Below are 18,306 nucleotides of genomic sequence, written 5' to 3'. Positions count from 1 at the left end.
TTCAATGGGCGCATTAAAATCCTTGGCCGGTCTGCTCGCGGGCCAGGATGTAGAGCACAGGGCGGGCGTCCTCCGCGCTCATACCAATGGCAAGGCGCGGGTCATAGAGCATGCCCAGAAGCATCTCGTCATGGGTGGTCAGAAGCGCAAACTCCTCGTCATCATTAAAGATCGAGGGCCGGGCGCGCGGGCTGTCATTGGTCAGGCCCAGACCCTGCGCGATCTCTTCCTGCAGGCAGGATTTGCGCATCAAATCAGGATGTTCCGCACGGATCAGCGCCACTGCGGACGTATAGGCATTGGGCGTGGATCCAGAGGCCTGCGCCACCACAAAACAATAGATCGAGCGCGGCGCATTGGTGAACAGCGCGCGGGTCTGAGGCGATGCATTGGGCAGCAGAACATCCAGTCGCTTCTCAAGCGTTGCGCGGTCATTGGCGCCCATCACAAGCACATGGAAATTGGCAGAGCCGCTGGTCTGGCGGATCGGATGCCCGGTGACGCGGGCCAGCCTTGGCACATAGGCGGCAAGGGTTTCGCGATCCGTGGCGCGCTGGCTTTCCGGCACCGAGGGGCCAAATTCAAGGTTCACGCGCACTGGTCCTTCCCAGCGGCGCAGCTGTCCCGGCGTGGCGGCGGCGCGCTCAAGACCGGCATCCAGCACGTATTCGTCGTAAAACGCGATCTGTTCGAAGTTGCGCGCCAGCATGTCTGGCGTGAATGGCGTGTCCGGCCCGCCGCCGTCGGTGCGCAGCAGCCCGCGCGCCAGCAGATCGGCCTGCACCTGACTGTAGTAGGTGGCAAGCCGTTCGCTTTCGACTGGCACGGGCTTGGGCTTGGGCGCTTTGGGCGCAGGAATAGAGACGCCTGCTTCCTCGCAGGCGGCCAGCAGGCCCAAGGTGAGCCCCATCGCTATGGCAGTGGCGCGCCTCACGCTTTGGGCACGGAGGTTGCGGCGGTGTCCCCCAGACCGTCCTGACGGGCTTTGGCGGAGGCCAGCGTGTCGCGCAGCTCCGCTTCCATCTTCTTCATGTCCTCTTCCGCAGCTGCGCGTTTGGCTTTGCCCGCATCTGCGATCTGCAGCGATTCATTGATGGTGGCAATCAGCTCGGCATTGGCGGTTTTGACCGCCTCAATGTCAAACACGCCACGCTCCATTTCGGTGCGCACCGCTTTATTGGTGTCGCGCAGGTTCTTGGCGTTGGCGGTCAGCAGCTCGTTGGTCAGGTCATTGGCATCGCGCACCGCAGCCGCCGCTTCGGCAGAGCGCTGAATGGTCACCGCCTGCGCCAGCTGGGTTTCCCAGAGCGGCACCGTATTGACCAGGGTGGAGTTGATCTTGGTCACCAGAGATTTGTCGTTTTCCTGCACAAGGCGGATCGAAGGCAGGGACTGCATGGTGACCTGACGGGTCAGTTTCAGGTCATGCACCCGCCGCTCCAGATCATCACGCGCCGCGCGCAGATCGCGCAGCTCCTGGGCTTTCATCACCTGGGCATTTTCATCCGCTGCGGCGACCTCAGCTTCTTTGGCAGGGATGTCGGTGCCATCCAGCTCCGCAATCTTGGCCTCGCCTGCTGCGATATAAAGCGCCAGCTCGTCATAGAAGTTGAGGGTTTTCTCATAGAGCAGATCGAGCGATTTGATGTCTTTGAGCAGCGTGTGCTCATGGCTCAGCAGATCGTCGGTGATCCGGTCGATCTGATCCTGCACCTCTTCAAACCGCGCGGTGAATTTGGCAAAGGGCGCAGCCCGTCCCACAAGCTTCTCCCAGAAGCTGCGCTCGCGGCGCACATCCAGCTCAGAGACGGAAAAGCCCCGGATCGTGGTCACGATATTGCGCAGGCTGTCTCCGGCGGGGCCAACATCCTTGTTGCGCACATCCTGCAGCATGGCCTGCGAAATCGTTTGCAGTTCCGCCTGTGCCGCAGAGCCGAAAGACACAATGGACGTGGTGTTGTCCATATCGAGCTCAGCCATGCGTTTGCTGATTTCCACAGACACAGGCGCGTCTGCCTCGGCGAGCGGCACAACCGCGTTGGCCTCCACAGGTTCGGGCAGAGAAATGGTTGCTTCGGTGATTTCCGCCACAGCGGCTTGGGCTTTTTTGCGCACGGTCTCAGACATTTAAATCCACCTTTCCGGTCGGTAATCGCTTACAGAGTGTCCTGATGCAGGCCTTCGCGTTCCAGGCGCTCCCGCAGGACATCAATTTCCACATTCAAGTCCCCGCGATCCTCCAAAAGCAGCTTTTGGGTGCGGGCGGCAAAGTTCTTTTCCAGATCATCCAGCAGCGCGGCATAGTCGGCACGCGCTTTGGCGTCCTGTGTCCGGCTGTAGAGGTCGGCAAATTTGATCGTCGCGTCACGTGCGCCAAGCAGATAGACGCCAAGATAGCGCCGTGCCGCGGTCAGGTCGCGGGGATCTTCTTCAACCGTGCGAAAGAGATCGCGTGCGGTGGTTTGAAACGCATCCACACGCCGCTCCAGCGCCCGGTCGCCAGCCCGCATGATGGCCTCACGCATGGCAGCCAGATGCGCTTCGGCCTCTTCCACGGCACGCGCCACGCGGTCAGTCTGGTGGCTGTTGACCCCATCCATGCCTTTGTCCCGCATGGGATCAAGGCCAAAGGCAAAGCCATGCAGCACGCCGCCAATCACCGCAAAGATAATGGCATCCAGCGGGCCATGACCTGCGATGCCCGCCAGACCAAGGCCAGCGGCGGTCAGCACAGAGCCGAGCATCTTGCGTGGCAGGGCAGGGCGGCGGGCCACCTTGCGGGCGTCATAGGCCTCTTGGGCAAACAGCCCTTCGCGGGTCATCCAGGCCGCCAACAGCAAGACACCAAGCGCTGCGAGATATTGCAGCATAACCACCGGCTCTGAGGTAAAAGCCTGCCAAATCAAGGGCAAAGGCGCGATGAACAGCAGGTTGACGCGGCCACCGACGCGGCTGCGTTTGGCACCGCGAACCCCCCCGCTGGACGCGGGTTGTGGTGCTTGCTGATGCCCGTCAGGGCTGTATTTTCCGCCGAACTTCTGCGCCATCATGCGCCTCCTGTCACGGAGACATATAAGATCAACATGACAAGCAGACCAAAGGCCAGCCGTTGCAAACCGCTTGAGGACATGTGGCTCCAACCCTCGCTAAGTTACAGAGAAACTTAAGAACTCTGCCCCCCAAAGGCTAGGGGGAAGTTCTGCGGGTATGGCTCATTCTTGCGGAACTTTGCCTAAAGCGCAGAGCTTGGGCGCCAAGGCAGGGTCAGCGGCGGCGGCGCGTGGGTTTGCGGCGGGTTTCCGGGGCCACCGCATCCTCAAGACCAAGCTGGTCGCGCACCACGCGGCGGCGCACCTCTTCGACCTCGCCGGGTTTGAGCTGGCCCAATTGGAACGGGCCATAGGAGGTGCGAATGAGCCGGTTCACGGTGAGGCCGATGGCCTCCATCGCGCGGCGGATTTCGCGGTTTTTGCCTTCGCGCAGACCAATCGTGACCCAGGCGTTTGCGCCCTGCTGACGGTCCAGCGTGATGTCCATCGGCTGGAAACGCTCGCCCTCAACTTCGATGCCCTTGCGCAGCGGCGCAAATGTCTCGTCGGTGGGACGGCCATTGATGCGCACGCGGTATTTGCGCAGCCAGCCGGTGCTTGGCAGCTCCAGCTTGCGTTTGACCCCGCCATCATTGGTCAGCAAAAGCAGGCCTTCGGAGTTGAGGTCAAGCCGCCCGACAGTCATCACACGCGGCAGGTTTTCCGGCAGCTTGTCAAAGATGGTCTCGCGGCCCTTCTCGTCCCGGTTGGTGGTCACAAGGCCCGACGGCTTGTGATAGAGCCAAAGCCGCTCGTGATCCGGCGTGCCGATGGCTTTGCCGTCGAACGTGATGCGATCTTTATCGGTCACATTCAGCGCGGGGCTCGTGAGTTTTTTGCCGTTCACGCTGACCCGACCCGCCTCGATCATGCGCTCCGCATCGCGGCGCGAGGCCACACCGGCGCGTGCCAGAACCTTGGCAATGCGGTCGCCATCCGGGCTGGGCGTTGCAGCGGCGGGCTTTGCCGTGCCGGGCTTTGCACCACGCGGGCCGGATTTGTGAGGCGCTTTCGCAGGGCGATCAGGGCGCTGTGGTTTGCCAGCGCGGCGGGAGGAGGGCGGTTTTTGGGTCATGGCCCCCATGTAACGGGGAAAGCGCAAGCGGGGAAGGGGGATTGCGCAGCAGCGCGTGGCAAGGCATGTCAGGGATATGACATTTACCTCCCATATGGATCTTGCGCTGGCTGAGGCCCGCGCCGCCGCTACTCGCGGCGAGGTGCCCGTGGGGGCGGTGGTTGTTGGTCCGGATGGGCAGGTGCTGGCAAAAGCAGGCAATCGCACACGCGAAGACCATGACCCGACCGCACATGCCGAAATTCTGGCCATGCGCGCGGCCTGCGCGGCGCTTGGCAGCGAGCGGCTGGTCGGCTGTGATCTCTATGTGACGCTGGAGCCTTGCCCGATGTGCGCCAGTGCGATCAGCCAGGCGCGGATTGCGCGGCTCTATTATGGCGCGGGCGATCCCAAAAGCGGCGGCGTGGCGCAGGGACCGCGCGTCTTTGCTCACGCGCAATGCCACCATGTGCCCGAAATCTATGACGGCCTCGCAGCGGCGGAAAGCGAAGCGCTTCTCAAAGGCTTCTTTGCCGCGCGCCGTTGAGCTGCCTAAGTCTTTGCCACAAAAATCTCGCGCGGGATCTCGGCCAGCGGCACACCGCCAGTTTCGGTGACCTCAAAGCTTTCGGTGATCGCCACGCCCCAATCCGGTGTCCAGAGACCGGGCATGAGGTGAAAGGTCATGCCTGTTTCCAGCTCCGTGGTATCGCCGGGGCGCAGGCTCATGCTGCGCTCCCCCCAATCCGGCGGATAGCTTAGGCCGATGGGATAGCCGGTGCGGTTGTCTTTTTTGTAGCCCGCACGCGCAAAGCTGTCATAGACGCAGGCGGCGACCTCTTCGCAGGTGGCGCCGGGTTTGGCCGCACCAAAGGCATCCTCAATGGCTCGCAAAACAGCCTCTTCGGCGCGGCGGATGTCTGCAGGCGGCGTGCCCATATAAAGCGTGCGGCTGGCGGGGCAATGGTAGCGGTGAAAGCAGCCTGAGATTTCAAAATAGGTCGCTTCGCCAGAGCGCAGCGGGCGGTCGTTCCACGTGATATGGGCGGCAGAGGCCTCTGTGCCCGAGGGTGCGATGGGGGCGATGGCGGGGTAGTCACCTGCAATACCGTCAATGCCCGCAATCCCGGCGGCTTGCACCTCTGCCACCAGCTCGTTTTTAGGGCGGCCTGCGCAAAAACCGGCACGCAAAGTGGCATGCATATGCGCGGTGAGTCGTCCGGCCTTGCGCATCATCGCCAGTTCGGCAGGGCTTTTCACCGCGCGTTGCCAGTTCACGAGGCTGGTCGCATCGGTGAGCGATCCAAACGCCTCCATCAGCACCGCATGGGATTTGGCAGAGTAATAATAATTGTCCATCTCCACGCCGATGTTGCGGGTCAGCCCGCGCGCCTGAAGATGCGTCACCAGCGCCTCATAAGGGTGATGGTCAGGGTGTTGGACATGCGCCTCGGGCCAATCAAGGAGGTTCTCTGCCGACAGCCATGTGGTTTGCGCCGCGCCTGCCTTGTCCTGCGGGCGGCCCCACCAGATCGGATCACCCGTCGCAGGGACAATCACCGCCTGAGGCACGTAAAAGCTCCAGCCGTCATAGCCGGTGAGCCAGGCCATGTTCGAAGGGTCCGCCACAATCAGCGTGTCGACCCCTTGCGCCGCCATGGCGCGGCGCGTCTTGGTGAGGCGCGCAGTGTATTCTTCAGCGGAAAAGTCCGTGGCGGGCATCAGATGTCGATGGCCTGCATGACCTCGGGTTCGATGACCTCCACATCCGGCAGGCCCGCGCGCAGATCATCGGCGGATTGCGCCAGAATCGGGAAGGTGCGGTAGTGGCAAGGGATCACGGTTTTGAAGTTGAAATAGCGCTTGGCTGCATAGGCTGCGCCTTTCATGTCCATGGTGAAGTGGCCCCCGGCGGAGAGGATGCCGATGTCGGGCTGATAATAGTCTCCCATCCAGTCCATATCGGCCATGATGTCTGTGTCACCGGAGATATAGACCGTGCGCCCTTCTGCCTTCAGCATATAGCCCACCTCCGAGCCTGCCGCCTTTGGTCCTTCATCGCTGCCGAAGGTGGAGCTGTGGGATGCCGCAACCATGGAGAGGGTCACGCCTTCGCCAAGCTCCACCGTGCCGCCTTTGTTAAAACCGACTGTTTCCAGATGTTCGTGTTCATTCCAATAGGCCATCAAGTCATATTGGCCAACGATGGGGCAGGACAGCTTGCGCGCCAGCGGCAGCATATCGGCCACATGGTCAAAATGCGCATGGGTCAGGATGAGATGCGTCGCCCCTGCAACAGCGGCCTCATGCTGATCCTCAGGCAACATCGGATTGCCCGTCAGCCAAGGATCGATCAGCAGCACCAGATTGGCGGTTTCAATGCGAAAGGAGCCATGCCCCAGCCAGATGATTTTCATACTGTTTCTCCTTCTGATGTATGGTCAGACTAGCACGGGCGCGTGACAAGAAAAGAGATCAGGACGGAAGGGGCAGGCCGCATGGATTGGACAGCGCAGGTGGACGCCTATTGTGAGCGCATGAGCCCGGCTTTTTGGGCGGAACCCGTGAATGCGGTGACAAATGCCGCCTTTGTTCTGGCCGCGCTCTGGATGTGGGGGCGTCTGCGCGATGTGCCGGTGGTTGGCGGGAAAACACTGGCGCGCACGCTCTGTGTCATTCTCGCGCTCATCGGCATTGGCAGCTTTCTGTTTCACACCTACGCGACGCGCTGGGCCGGAGTGGCGGATGTGGCGCCGATTGCGATCTATGTGCTGCTCTATATTTACGCGGCCAACCGGCACTTCTGGCGGCTGCGCCCGCTCTGGGCCGCTGTCGCCACGCTCGGCTTCTTTCCTTATGCCGCGCTGACCATCCCGCTGTTTTCCCATCTGCCGCTGCTTGGGGTCTCGGCCGCCTATATGCCTGTGCCCGTGATGATACTCGCCTATGCACGCGCGCTGAGAGGGCGCTTGCCCACCGTGGCGCGCGGCTTGGCGATTGGCGGTGGCCTTTTGCTCGCCTCTCTCACCTTCCGCTCGCTCGATATGCCAATGTGCGAGGCGGTGCCCTTTGGCACCCATTTCATGTGGCATGTGCTCAACGGGATTATGCTGGGCTGGATGATCGAGGTTCTGCGCCGCCATCTTGTGCAACAGGCCGATCCGCGCGCGCAGTGAGGCCAAGCGCTTGCACCGCTGCGGTGCGCGCGCTAAAGGCTGAGCATACGTTCGCAGAAAGCCCGCAACAAAAGAGTCTTGCCCCATGTCGATTGATGAAAGCACCGCCGCCAAAGTGGCCAAACTGGCCCGCATCAAGGTTGAAGAGAAAGACCTGCCCGCGCTGGCGCAGGAATTCAACGCTGTGCTGGGGTTCATTGAGCAGCTCAACGAAGTGGATGTTGAGGGTGTGGAGCCGATGGTGTCCGTCACCCCGATGCGCCTGAAGCGCCGCGAGGATGTGATTTCCGATGGCGATCAGCAGGAGAAAATCCTGAAGAACGCGCCGGACGCGCGCGAAGGCTTCTTTGCCGTGCCCAAAGTGGTGGAGTGATCCGGCCCACGCCGTTGATCCGATCCTGACCACCTGACCCGAATTTTGCCCCAGAGAGAGGCGACCGAAATGACCGAATTGACCAAACTGACGCTGGCAGAAGCACGTGACAAACTGCGTGCGGGCGATGTGACCTCTGTTGAGCTGACCGAATCTTTCCTGAAAGCCATCGACGAGGCGGACGCGCTGAACGCCTATGTGCACAAGACGCCGGAAATCGCGCTTGAGCGCGCCAAGGCGGCGGATGCGCGCATTGCACAAGGCGACGCGCCGGACATGTGCGGCCTGCCGATTGGCATCAAAGATCTGTTCTGCACCAAAGGTGTCGCCAGCCAGGCGGCCAGCGGCATTCTCGAAGGCTTTAAGCCTGAGTATGAATCCACCGTCTCCCAGAAGCTGCAGGACGCTGGTGCAGTGATGCTCGGCAAGCTCAACATGGATGAGTTTGCGATGGGCTCTTCCAACGAGACCTCTGTTTATGGCAACGCGGTGAACCCATGGCGTCGCGGCAATGATGACACCGCGCTGACCCCGGGTGGTTCTTCCGGCGGCTCCGCAGCCGCTGTGGCGGCAGACCTCTGCCTTGCAGCCACCGGCACCGACACCGGCGGTTCCATCCGTCAGCCTGCGGCCTTCACCGGCATCACCGGCATCAAGCCAACCTATGGCCGTTGCTCCCGCTGGGGCATCGTGGCCTTTGCCAGCTCGCTCGATCAGGCAGGCCCAATGACCAAAGACGTGCGCGACGCGGCGATTATGCTGGAAGCGATGTGTGGCCATGACGCCAAAGACAGCACCAGCGCGGAACTTGCTGTGCCAAACTTTGAAGCCATGCTGACCGGCGACATTCGCGGCAAAAAGATCGGCATCCCAAAAGAATACCGCCTTGATGGCGTGCCTGTGGAGATCGACAAGCTGTGGCAGGACGGCATCGACATGCTGAAAGCGGCCGGTGCTGAGATCGTCGACATCTCTCTGCCGCACACCAAATACGCGCTGCCAGCTTACTATGTGATTGCGCCTGCGGAGGCTTCCTCCAACCTCGCGCGCTATGACGGTGTGCGCTACGGCCACCGCGCCACTTTGGCGGCAGGGGACGGCATCACCGAGATGTATGAAAAGACCCGCGCCGAAGGCTTTGGCCACGAGGTGCAGCGCCGTGTGATGGTTGGCACCTATGTGCTGTCCGCCGGTTTCTATGACGCCTACTACAACCGTGCCCGCCGCGTGCGCACGCTGATCAAGCAGGACTTCGAGAACGTCTTTGCCCAAGGCATCGACGCGATTCTCACACCGGCCACCCCGTCTGCGGCCTTTGGTCTGGGCGAAATGTCTGAAGCCGATCCGATCCAGATGTATCTGAACGACGTCTTCACCGTGACTGTGAACCTCGCCGGTCTGCCGGGTGTTTCCGTGCCAACGGGCCTCGATTCCCAAGGTCTGCCGCTCGGTCTGCAGCTCATCGGGCGCCCATGGGAAGAAGGCGATCTGCTGAACACCGCTTACGCGCTGGAGCAGGCCGCCGGATTTGTGGCCAAACCCGGCAAATGGTGGTAAGTCTGCCGCCAAGCAATAAGCAGGCAGAGCAGAGATGACACGGACATTTGGGGCAATCTGCGCCGTTGTGGCGCTGGCGGCATGTCAGCCGCGCATTCCCGACAGCGCGGCAGGCGTGGGTTTTGACAATGCGGTGAACGCGCCACAATCGCGATCACAGTATGACGGAGCCCGTGCCGGTGGCGCGCTGCCACCCGCGCAGGCGGTCTCAACCGAGACCGTGCCTGCCGCCCCTCAGGTCACCACCTCGCAAACCGCTCTACCGGCTGCATCGTCTGCGCCAGCGACCCCGCTGGCCACCACGGCCACGGCAGCGCCACAGCCTGCCTCGGAGGCGGCAGCCATCGCCAATGAAACCACCGCGGCGCTGGCGGCGGCTTCGGCCAACTCCGGCGTCTTGCCGCTTGAGGCCAGCCCATCAAACCCGGCACCGCAGGTGTTCTCCAACCCCGGCATTTCGGATGAAAATGATTTTGCCGCCGTGGGCGAGCGCCGCTCGATTGAGGCAGACGCCGCCTTGCGCGCACAGAATCAGGCCAACTACACCGTGATTGCGCCCACCGCCGTGCCGACACGCTCTGGCGAGCAGGGCCCTAATGTGGTGGCCTATGCGCTGGCGACAAACCATCCGCGCGGCACCAAAGTGCACAGCCGTCTGGGGCTGACCAGCGCCTCACGCTATCAAAAAGCCTGCGCCAAATTCTCCAGCGATCAGGCCGCCCAATTGGCATTTCTGGAACGCGGCGGCCCGCGTGTGGATCGCCTCGGCGTTGACCCGGATGGCGACGGCTATGCCTGTGAATGGGATCCAAGCCCCTTCCGCAAGGCTGCGCGGAACTGATCTCTTGGTATCGCGCTCGCAGATCGCCCAATGCCCCTCCCCGAATTTCGGCCCGCGCCGCGATGAGGCGCGCCCGGAGCTGATTGTGATCCACTACACCGCGATGGCGAGCACACAGGCCGCCATAGACTGGCTGTGCAATCCAGAAGCGGAAGTGTCGGCGCATTATGTGATCTCTCCCCAAGGGGATGTGACCCAGCTGGTGGCAGAAGAGCAGCGCGCCTGGCACGCCGGAGCCGGGCAATGGCGGGGGCAGGGGGATGTGAACTCCCGCTCCATCGGGATTGAGCTCTCAAATCGCGGCGACCATCCGTTTGCCGCGCCCCAGATGGCCGCGCTGGAGGCGCTTCTTGGCGGGATCATGCAGCGCTGGGATATTGGTCCGGCAGGCGTCATTGGCCATTCCGATTTGGCACCGGGCCGCAAAATAGACCCAGGCCCGCGCTTTGATTGGCGCAGGCTGGCGCGTCAGGGTCTGGCGGTCTGGCCGGATGATGCGCCCGCAACGCAGGATTGGGCGGAAGGTGCGGCGTGTTTTGGCTATGATGTCGACAACGCGGCCAGCTTTGCCGCCTTCCGCGACCGGTTTCGCCCCTGGGCTTCCGGCCCCTGCGACGCCGAGGACGGCCGCATCGCCGCGCGGCTTGCCTCCGCAGAGCTGTCCTGACTTCATTCTGCCAAAAATACTCACTGCGCATCATCTCCCCCAAATGCGCCGCAAACGGGGGGCGATTGACCTCTCCGCTGCAACCCCCTACACCGCCCTTGCACAGAGGGCTGGATGGCCGCAGGGGCGCAAGCCCGTGAGGAAAGTCCGGACTCCACAAGGCAACGGTGCCGGGTAACGCCCGGCCGGGGCAACCCGAGGGAAAGCGCCACAGAGAACAGACTGCCCTGATCCGTCAGGGTTAAGGTGAAACGGTGGGGTAAGAGCCCACCGCGCGGCTGGCAACAGCAGCGGCACGGCAAGCCCCACCGGGAGCAATGCCAAATAGGGATCGCGCGTGGCGTCAGTCACAGGGGTGTCTTGCCCCGAGCAGATCCGGGTTGGCAGCTGGAGGTGTCTGGTAACAGGCATCCTAGATGAATGGTCATCAGCGCCGGGGCAACCTGGCGCGACAGAATCCGGCTTACAGGCCCTCTGTGCAAATATCTTGGTCTTCGTTGGTTTGCCCCAGCGTTATGCAGGAAATCTGCTTGCGGCGCGCAGCCTTCGCATGGCTAGAATACAAGAAAAACGGACCAAAGTTGGTATGAGTGTTATTGAGGAAATCGCCTTTCGGCAAAATCTGCGTCTGATTTTGTTGGCGGTGGGTGTGCTGGCCGCGCTGATCTACGGTGTGTTTTACTGTTATCGGCCGCAAAGCCTTGCAAAATCCATTGTCAAAACCATCCCGCTGCTGGCCTGGGCCGGGGCTGTGGCGGTCAGTTTCGGGGCCGGCACCATTGTGGTTGCGCTTGTGCTCTCAGCCATTGGCGATCTGGTGCTGTCACGGGATGGCGAGCGGCCGTTTCTCTGGGGGCTTGCCGCCTTTGGCTTGGTGCATGTGGCCTATACCGTGCATTTCTGGATGCTGGGGGGCAGTGCGATCACAGCGTCGCTGCTGTTTCCCGCGATCGTGGCGCTTGGCCTCTCCACCGAGATCTGGCTCAGCCCCTACACAGGCACCTTGCGCTGGATTGTGCGCGGCTATGTGGTGCTGATCTGCGCCATGGGCGTGGCCGCCCTTGGGCTCGACATGCGGGTCTGGGCGATGATCGGAGCGATGGGCTTTATCCTGTCAGACACCATTCTCGCGATGCAGCTTTTCCGGATGAAACCAAACACCGGTCTGCATCATCTCACCTCCGTCGCGGTCTGGGCGTTTTATGCGGTCGGGCAGTTTCTCATCGTGGCCGGGGTCGGCTGGCAGACGCCGCTCTTTTAAATCCTGCAAATTCAGACTAACTGAGTCCCAACAGTTTCGGAGACCCACATGGCGTTTTTCTCAAAGCTCAAGGACAGGTTGTTCAAATCCTCTTCCAAACTGGAGGAGGGGCTGGAAGCGATTGTCGAAGATGGCGGTGAACTGGAGGCAGAAGCCCCCGCAGAATCCCACGCTGCGCAGGAGCCATCCCCTGCGGCACCGGCAGCGGCCAGCGCCCCTGCCACTGAAACGCCTGCTGAAGCGCCAACACCCGTTTCACCCCCCGCGCCAAGCCCGGCCCCAGCGCCAGCACCCACACCTGAGCCGCAAGCCGCACCGGCCCCCAAGCCGGGTCTGCTGTCGCGCCTGACCGGACAGGGCCGCAGCGCGCCTGTGGTGAAGCGTGAGCTTGACGACGACATGCTGGAGCAGCTTGAAGAGCTGCTGATCGCCTCTGACATGGGGGTGGACACCGCCCTGCGCGTCACCGCGAACATCGCCGAAGGCCGCATGGGGCGCAAGGTTTCCACGGCGGAGATCAAAGGCCTTCTGGCGGGCGAAGTGTCCCGCATCATGGAAACCGTGGCGCGCCCGATGCCACTTTATCCGTCAAAGCCACAGGTTGTGCTGGTGGTGGGCGTCAACGGCTCCGGCAAAACCACCACCATTGGCAAGCTCGCCAGCCAGTTCCGCGCGGCAGGCAAATCTGTGGTGATTGCCGCGGGCGACACCTTCCGTGCCGCCGCCGTGGAGCAGCTTCAGGTCTGGGGCGAACGCGCCGGTGTGCCGGTGCTGACCGCGCCGGAAGGCTCTGATCCGGCAAGCCTCGCCTTTGATGCCATGACCAAAGCGGAGGCCGAAGGGGCGGATCTTCTGATGATCGACACCGCTGGCCGTCTGCAGAACCGTCAGGATCTGATGGAGGAACTCGCCAAGATCGTGCGTGTGATCCGCAAGAAAGACCCGGATGCGCCGCACAATACGCTTCTGGTGCTGGATGCCACAACCGGTCAGAACGCGATCAGCCAGGTGGAGACCTTCCAGAAGCTTGCAGACGTCAGCGGCCTTGTGATGACCAAACTGGATGGCACCGCCAAAGGTGGCATTCTGGTCTCGCTGGCAGATAAATTCGGCCTGCCGATCCACGCCATTGGCGTGGGGGAGCAGATTGATGATCTGCAACCCTTTGATCCAGAAGAGTTTGCCACGGCCCTGATCGGCGTGGAGCAGAGCTGATCTTCCTCTTGCCTGAAATATCCTCCGGGGGTCCGGGGGTGGAAAACCCCCGGCGCTTGCGCGCGGCGGATGACCCAGAATGAGCGCATGGCTTGTGTCGCTCGCAGGGACCGAGGCCGGACAGCAGCTCGCGCTGATCCTGGCCGTGTCCGCCGCCTTCCTGCATGCGGTTTTTGGCGCGCTTCAGAAGGGGCGGCATGATCCCTGGCTGACACGTGGCGCGATTGATTTCAGCTATGGCGCCATGGCGCTGCCCTTCGCGCTCTTTGTGGTGCCTTGGCCGGAGCCGCATATGTGGCCGATCTTTGCCGGGGCCTTCGTGATCCACACCGGCTACAAGCTGTTGCAGGGCTGGGCCTATACCAAAGGCGCTTTCACCGTGGTCTATCCGGTGGTGCGCGGCACTGGCCCGTTTTTCACCGTGATTGGGGCTTATCTGATCTTTGGCGAAACCTTCAGCGCGGTGCAGTGGCTGGGGGTGGCCGTCCTGATGTCGGGCATTCTGGGGCTGGCGGTCTATAACATGGTCTTTATGACCGAGGGGCGGGACACGCTCGTCTCTGCCATGGTGATCGCCGTCTTCACCGGATTGTTTGTGGCGCTTTACACCACTTATGACGCCTATGGCATTCGTGCGACTGCAGACCCATTTACCTTTCTGGCGTGGTTCTTTTTCATCGACGGTCTGGTGTTTCCGGTCATTGCCGCGCGGCGCTGGCGGCGGATGGAAAACCCGCCCACCCTGGGCCCGCTCATGACGCGGGGCTTCTTTGGCGGGCTGGTGGCCTTTGCGAGCTTTGGCTCAGTGATGCTGGCCACGCGGCTTGATAAGGTCGGCGAGGCCGCCGTACTGCGGGAGACCTCGCCTGTGTTTGCGGCGCTGATTGGCTGGCTGGTGCTGAAAGAGACCGTTGGCCCGCGCCGGATTGCCCTGATGGCATTGATTGCAGCCGGGGCTGTGATAGTGGAAATGGGCGGATAGGACGCCCTTGGAGAGGAAACGCGCGATGGCAGAGAAGAAGATCAATCCGGTTTTGAAGATGGTGCTGGAGATGGGCCCGATCGTGGCCTTCTTTGTGGCCTATCTGCGGATGCGCGATCAGACCTTTACCGTTGGCGGCACCGACTATGACGGCTTCATTCTGGCCACCGCCGGCTTTATCCCGCTGCTGACCCTGACGACGGTGATCCTCTGGCGTCTGACCGGCAAGATCAGCAAGATGCAAATCGCCACGCTGGTGCTGGTTGTGGTGTTCGGCGGCCTGTCGGTCTGGCTCAATGACGAGCGCTTCTTCAAGATCAAGCCCACCATGATCTACCTGCTGTTTGGCGGCATCCTTGGCTTTGGGCTGCTGCGCGGGCAGAGCTATTTGAAGGTGGTCATGGAAGAGATGATGCCGCTCAAGGAAGAAGGCTGGTTGCTGCTGACCAAGCGGCTGACCTATTTCTTCTTTGGTCTCGCGGCACTCAACGAAATCATCTGGCGCACCCAAACCACCGACACTTGGGTCTATTTCAAGACCTTCGGTCTGACGGCGGCGGTGTTTGTCTTCTTCATGACGCAGGGCAAGATCTTTCAGGATTACGCCATTGAAGAAGACACCAAAGAAACCTGATCCGGCTTAGGCCTCGGTCCCAAACAGGTCGGCCTGCACCCAGGTGTCAGAGCGGTCTGCGCGCAAATCTGCGTGCAGGGCGCGGCCCCGGCGCAGGGCAGGGCGCTCCCACAGGGTTTTGAGCCAGCGCGCCATATGGGGTTTGTCCTCAAGGGTTTGTTCCTGCCCCTCCCAGAGCGAGGCCCAGCCCCAGATCGCCATATCCGCAATCGAGTAGAAATCTCCGGCGACATATTCGTTGTCCGCCAGACGCCGGTCGAGCACGCCATAAAGCCGCGCCGCCTCGGAGCGGTAGCGGTCCTTGGCATAGGCAATGTCTTCAGGCGCGTATTTGAGGAAGTGGTGGGTCTGTCCGGCCATGGGGCCAAGGCCGCCCATCTGCCACATCAGCCATTCTTCCACCGCGATCCGGTCGCGTTCGCTTTGTCCCATGAATTGGCCGGTTTTTCGGGCGAGATAGGTCAGGATCGCGCCGCTTTCAAACACCGAGGCGGGTTTGCCATCCGGGCCGTCCGGGTCGACAATCGCGGGCATCCGGTTGTTGGGCGCGATGCGCAGGAAATCGGGCGCAAACTGATCGCCTTTGCCGATGTTGATCAGATGGGTCGTATAGGGCAGCCCCATCTCCTCCAGCGCGATGGAGATTTTCCAGCCGTTTGGCGTGGGCCAGTAGTAAAGATCAATCGGGTCAGATGACATGGGCGCTCCTCCTGAGATGTGCGCCATGATGCCGGTTTCGCGCGGTGCCGCAAGAGGGGGTGCTGAGACATCCTTTTGAGGCGGCAGGGAGTAAAGCAAATGTGACCGCAGCGCTGCAGCCTTGACCTTTATAGAGCTGAGGCGTAAAGCGCGGGCGTGGCGATTTGTTACCGGATTGCGGGCCACGTAAAACATGCCGCTAAAGAGGTCAGGATGAAGGAGCCCCCTTCCGCTTGGCCGGAACGGGGCTTTTTATTTGGGCCAGCCAGAGACGGCCCGGGAGACGATGACATGAGCGATTGGAACAAACGCACGAAGCTTGTGCACGGCGGCACGCGGCGCAGCCAGTATAACGAGGTGAGCGAGGCGATCTTCCTCACCCAGGGGTTTGTTTACGAGACCGCAGAGCAGGCCGAGGCGCGCTTTATCGAGACCGGACCGGATGAGTTCATCTATGCGCGCTATGGCAACCCGACGGTTGCGATGTTTGAAGAGCGTATTGCCGCGCTGGAAGGGGCAGAGGATGCCTTTGCCACCGCAAGCGGTATGGCGGCTGTCAGCGGCGCGCTAACCTCGATGCTGCAGGCCGGCGACCACGTGGTCTCCGCCAAGGCGCTGTTTGGCTCCTGTCTCTATATTTTGGAGAACATCCTCACCCGCTACGGTGTTGAGGTGACCTTTGTGGATGGCACCGATCTCGCGGCCTGGAAGGCGGCGATGCGGCCCAACACCAAGGCGGTGTTCTTTGAAAGCATGTCCAACCCGACGCTTGAGGTGATCAACGTCACCGCCGTGGCGCAGATCGCCCATGAGGTTGGCGCGCTGGTTGTGGTGGATAATGTGTTCTCCACGCCAGTGTTCAGCCGCGCGATCGAGCAGGGTGCCGATGTGGTGATCTACTCCGCCACCAAACATATCGACGGTCAGGGCCGCGCTCTGGGTGGTGTGGTGCTTGGCACCAAAGACTTCATCCGCGGCACGCTTGAGCCCTACATGAAGCACACCGGCGGCAGCATGAGCCCGTTCAATGCTTGGGTGATGCTCAAGGGGCTGGAAACCATTGATCTGCGGGTGCGGGCACAGGCGGAAAGCGCGCTGGCCATTGCCGAGGCGCTGCAGGATCATCCGGCGCTGGCACGCACCATCTATCCGGGGCTGGCAAGCCACGCGCAGGCGGCTCTGGTACAGAAGCAGCTGGATGGCAAAGGCGGCACTGTGCTGTCCATCGACCTCAAAGGCGGGCGTGAGGCGGCATTCAAATTCCTCAACGCGCTGGAAATTGCCGTGATTTCCAACAATCTGGGCGATGCCAAATCCATTGCCACCCATCCGGCCACCACAACGCACCAGCGTCTGTCTGATGTGCAGAAAGACGAGCTTGGCATCACGCCGGGTCTGGTGCGCTTCTCGGTTGGTCTGGAAGACACGCAGGACTTGATTGCTGATATTTCTCGCGCACTTGAAGCAGCCCAAAGCTAAGCCCATGTAATCGTGATGCAGGAGCGGCGCTTGAGGCAGGCACTCGGGCGCCGCTCTTTTCTTTGAGGCGCGAAGTATGAACCAAGATGCCGTTTTACGCGTATTGGAATTCGAAATTAGCTATTTTTTCCCTGACGGACTAAGGTAGTCAGGGTCAGGACGCAAAGGGTGCTTGGTCATGAACATTCAGTCTCCCAAGAATGACGGGAAAGTGACGCTGGAAGAAGCCGAAGACGCGCTTGCGCGGCTGCGCTCATGGGCCCAGACTGCCTCGGTGACCGAGATCGCAGAGCTTGATCCTGCCATTTCCCGCCTGCTGCCCGATCAGCCTTTGGTGAATTACCCGTCGCTCTCACGCGAATATCCGCATGATTTTGAAGCGACCCCGGACTACCGCGCCACCCTGCCGGATCTGCAAAACGGCCCTTCCAGCCTGATCAAAGGTGAGAAGCAGCAGATCCAGCACGTCGGGATTTCCAATTTCCGCCTACCGATCCGGTTTCACACCCGCGACAATGGCGACATCTCGCTGGAAACCAGCGTCACCGGCACGGTGAGCCTTGAGGCCGACAAAAAGGGCATCAACATGTCCCGGATCATGCGCTCGTTCTACAAACACGCCGAAAAAACCTTCAGCTTTTCGGTGATGGAGGCCGCGCTGGCGGACTATATCACCGATCTGGAGAGCTTTGACGCCCGCCTGCAGATGCGGTTTTCCTATCCGATGAAGATCGAGTCCCTGCGCTCTGGCCTTTCAGGGTACCAGTACTACGACATCGCGCTGGAGAAGGTGCAGAATGGCGGCACGATGCATAAGATCATGCATCTGGACTATGTCTACTCCTCAACCTGTCCCTGCTCTCTGGAGCTGAGCGAGCACGCACGCATGTCCCGTGGTCAGCTTGCCACCCCGCATTCACAACGCTCTGTGGCGCGGATCTCTGTGGAAGTGGTGGATCAGCCAAAGCTCTGGTTTGAGGATCTGATTGATCTGGCCCGCGCCGCGGTTCCGACAGAGACGCAGGTGATGGTAAAGCGCGAGGATGAACAGGCCTTTGCCGAGCTCAACGCCGCAAATCCAATCTTTGTTGAAGACGCCGCGCGCCTGTTCTGTGAACAGCTGAAAGCCGATCCGCGCATCGGAGATTTCCGAGTGATCGCCAGCCATCAGGAAAGCCTGCACAGCCACGATGCGGTGTCGGTGCTGACGGACGGGCCGCTCTTTGCTGCTGAAAGCCTTGACCCCAAGCTTTTCACCACGCTGTTCCACGTGGGCTGA

At 61.5% G+C, this 18,306-nt stretch carries 19 protein-coding genes, 1 other RNA gene and 1 riboswitch; of the genes, 13 read left to right on the top strand and 7 right to left on the bottom strand.

Features of this window, described 5'->3' with window-relative positions:
* Positions 1 to 13: 13 nt before the first annotated feature.
* The 4 genes from J7400_RS16710 to J7400_RS16695 form a co-directional block, all read right to left on the bottom strand.
* On the bottom strand, positions 14 to 910 hold the full coding sequence (locus J7400_RS16710; RefSeq protein WP_209065218.1) for a DUF2927 domain-containing protein: 897 nt from the start codon (positions 908 to 910) through the stop codon (positions 14 to 16).
* A 20-nt stretch (positions 911 to 930) separates the two neighbouring features.
* Positions 931 to 2,127: a toxic anion resistance protein gene (locus tag J7400_RS16705; protein WP_209065217.1), complete on the bottom strand. Its 1,197-nt coding sequence runs from the start codon at positions 2,125 to 2,127 to the stop codon at positions 931 to 933.
* Positions 2,128 to 2,156: 29 nt separating this feature from the next.
* Complete coding sequence (locus J7400_RS16700; RefSeq protein ID WP_209065216.1) at positions 2,157 to 3,047, bottom strand: 5-bromo-4-chloroindolyl phosphate hydrolysis family protein; 891 nt, start codon at positions 3,045 to 3,047, stop codon at positions 2,157 to 2,159.
* Between the two features lie 217 nt (positions 3,048 to 3,264).
* Positions 3,265 to 4,164, bottom strand: coding sequence for a pseudouridine synthase (locus J7400_RS16695; protein ID WP_209065215.1), 900 nt, complete (start codon positions 4,162 to 4,164; stop codon positions 3,265 to 3,267).
* A 76-nt stretch (positions 4,165 to 4,240) separates the two neighbouring features.
* Here J7400_RS16695 and J7400_RS16690 point away from each other — a divergent pair, with 76 nt between their 5' ends.
* Positions 4,241 to 4,690, top strand: a complete 450-nt coding sequence (locus J7400_RS16690) for a nucleoside deaminase (protein ID WP_209065214.1) — start codon at positions 4,241 to 4,243, stop codon at positions 4,688 to 4,690.
* 5 nt (positions 4,691 to 4,695) lie between these two features.
* Here J7400_RS16690 and J7400_RS16685 read toward each other — a convergent pair whose 3' ends face one another.
* Positions 4,696 to 5,865 carry a M24 family metallopeptidase gene (locus J7400_RS16685; protein WP_209065213.1) on the bottom strand — a complete coding sequence of 390 codons (1,170 nt, stop codon included), beginning with the start codon at positions 5,863 to 5,865 and terminating at the stop codon, positions 4,696 to 4,698.
* Complete coding sequence (locus tag J7400_RS16680) at positions 5,865 to 6,560, bottom strand: metal-dependent hydrolase (RefSeq protein WP_209065212.1); 696 nt, start codon at positions 6,558 to 6,560, stop codon at positions 5,865 to 5,867. The genes J7400_RS16685 and J7400_RS16680 overlap by 1 nt, the downstream gene beginning before the upstream one ends.
* A gap of 81 nt (positions 6,561 to 6,641) precedes the next feature.
* Between J7400_RS16680 and J7400_RS16675 the strand changes: the two genes are divergently transcribed.
* From J7400_RS16675 to J7400_RS16630, 10 genes are all read left to right on the top strand, one after another.
* Positions 6,642 to 7,319, top strand: coding sequence for a ceramidase domain-containing protein (locus tag J7400_RS16675; RefSeq protein ID WP_209065211.1), 678 nt, complete (start codon positions 6,642 to 6,644; stop codon positions 7,317 to 7,319).
* Between the two features lie 85 nt (positions 7,320 to 7,404).
* The gene (gene gatC, locus J7400_RS16670) at positions 7,405 to 7,692 is read left to right on the top strand and encodes an Asp-tRNA(Asn)/Glu-tRNA(Gln) amidotransferase subunit GatC (RefSeq protein ID WP_058239744.1); all 288 of its coding nucleotides are present in this window, start codon (positions 7,405 to 7,407) and stop codon (positions 7,690 to 7,692) included.
* A 69-nt stretch (positions 7,693 to 7,761) separates the two neighbouring features.
* A complete protein-coding gene (gene gatA / locus J7400_RS16665) occupies positions 7,762 to 9,249 on the top strand; it encodes an Asp-tRNA(Asn)/Glu-tRNA(Gln) amidotransferase subunit GatA (RefSeq protein WP_209065210.1) in 1,488 nt (495 codons plus the stop codon).
* 34 nt (positions 9,250 to 9,283) lie between these two features.
* Positions 9,284 to 10,090, top strand: coding sequence for a hypothetical protein (locus J7400_RS16660; RefSeq protein WP_209065209.1), 807 nt, complete (start codon positions 9,284 to 9,286; stop codon positions 10,088 to 10,090).
* Between the two features lie 4 nt (positions 10,091 to 10,094).
* On the top strand, positions 10,095 to 10,757 hold the full coding sequence (locus J7400_RS16655) for an N-acetylmuramoyl-L-alanine amidase (RefSeq protein WP_247738865.1): 663 nt from the start codon (positions 10,095 to 10,097) through the stop codon (positions 10,755 to 10,757).
* Positions 10,758 to 10,859: 102 nt separating this feature from the next.
* An RNA gene (rnpB, locus tag J7400_RS16650) (RNase P RNA component class A) lies at positions 10,860 to 11,239 on the top strand.
* 104 nt (positions 11,240 to 11,343) lie between these two features.
* Positions 11,344 to 12,018 (top strand): lysoplasmalogenase, encoded by a 675-nt coding sequence (locus tag J7400_RS16645; RefSeq protein ID WP_209065207.1) that lies wholly within the window; start codon positions 11,344 to 11,346, stop codon positions 12,016 to 12,018.
* Between the two features lie 48 nt (positions 12,019 to 12,066).
* A complete protein-coding gene (gene ftsY, locus J7400_RS16640) occupies positions 12,067 to 13,233 on the top strand; it encodes a signal recognition particle-docking protein FtsY (protein WP_209065206.1) in 1,167 nt (388 codons plus the stop codon).
* 79 nt (positions 13,234 to 13,312) lie between these two features.
* Positions 13,313 to 14,215, top strand: coding sequence for an EamA family transporter (locus J7400_RS16635; protein WP_209065205.1), 903 nt, complete (start codon positions 13,313 to 13,315; stop codon positions 14,213 to 14,215).
* A 25-nt stretch (positions 14,216 to 14,240) separates the two neighbouring features.
* Positions 14,241 to 14,849: an inner membrane-spanning protein YciB gene (locus J7400_RS16630; RefSeq protein ID WP_209065204.1), complete on the top strand. Its 609-nt coding sequence runs from the start codon at positions 14,241 to 14,243 to the stop codon at positions 14,847 to 14,849.
* Positions 14,850 to 14,855: 6 nt separating this feature from the next.
* On the opposite strand, the gene J7400_RS16625 is transcribed toward J7400_RS16630, so the two are convergent.
* Positions 14,856 to 15,548 (bottom strand): glutathione S-transferase N-terminal domain-containing protein, encoded by a 693-nt coding sequence (locus J7400_RS16625; RefSeq protein WP_209065203.1) that lies wholly within the window; start codon positions 15,546 to 15,548, stop codon positions 14,856 to 14,858.
* A 146-nt stretch (positions 15,549 to 15,694) separates the two neighbouring features.
* A riboswitch (SAM riboswitch) is annotated at positions 15,695 to 15,772 on the top strand.
* 67 nt (positions 15,773 to 15,839) lie between these two features.
* On the opposite strand from J7400_RS16625, the gene metZ reads away from it, so the two are divergent.
* Together metZ and folE2 are read left to right on the top strand one after the other, a co-directional pair.
* Positions 15,840 to 17,027, top strand: coding sequence for an O-succinylhomoserine sulfhydrylase (gene metZ / locus J7400_RS16620; RefSeq protein WP_209065202.1), 1,188 nt, complete (start codon positions 15,840 to 15,842; stop codon positions 17,025 to 17,027).
* A 178-nt stretch (positions 17,028 to 17,205) separates the two neighbouring features.
* Positions 17,206 to 18,306 (top strand): GTP cyclohydrolase FolE2, encoded by a 1,101-nt coding sequence (gene folE2 / locus J7400_RS16615; protein WP_209065201.1) that lies wholly within the window; start codon positions 17,206 to 17,208, stop codon positions 18,304 to 18,306.

The organism is Shimia sp. R9_2 (genome assembly GCF_017743735.1).
Taxonomy (GTDB): Bacteria; Pseudomonadota; Alphaproteobacteria; order Rhodobacterales; family Rhodobacteraceae; genus Shimia.
The sequence above is the reverse complement of the archived record's forward strand: the minus strand, read 5'-3'. Positions and strand labels throughout refer to the sequence as shown.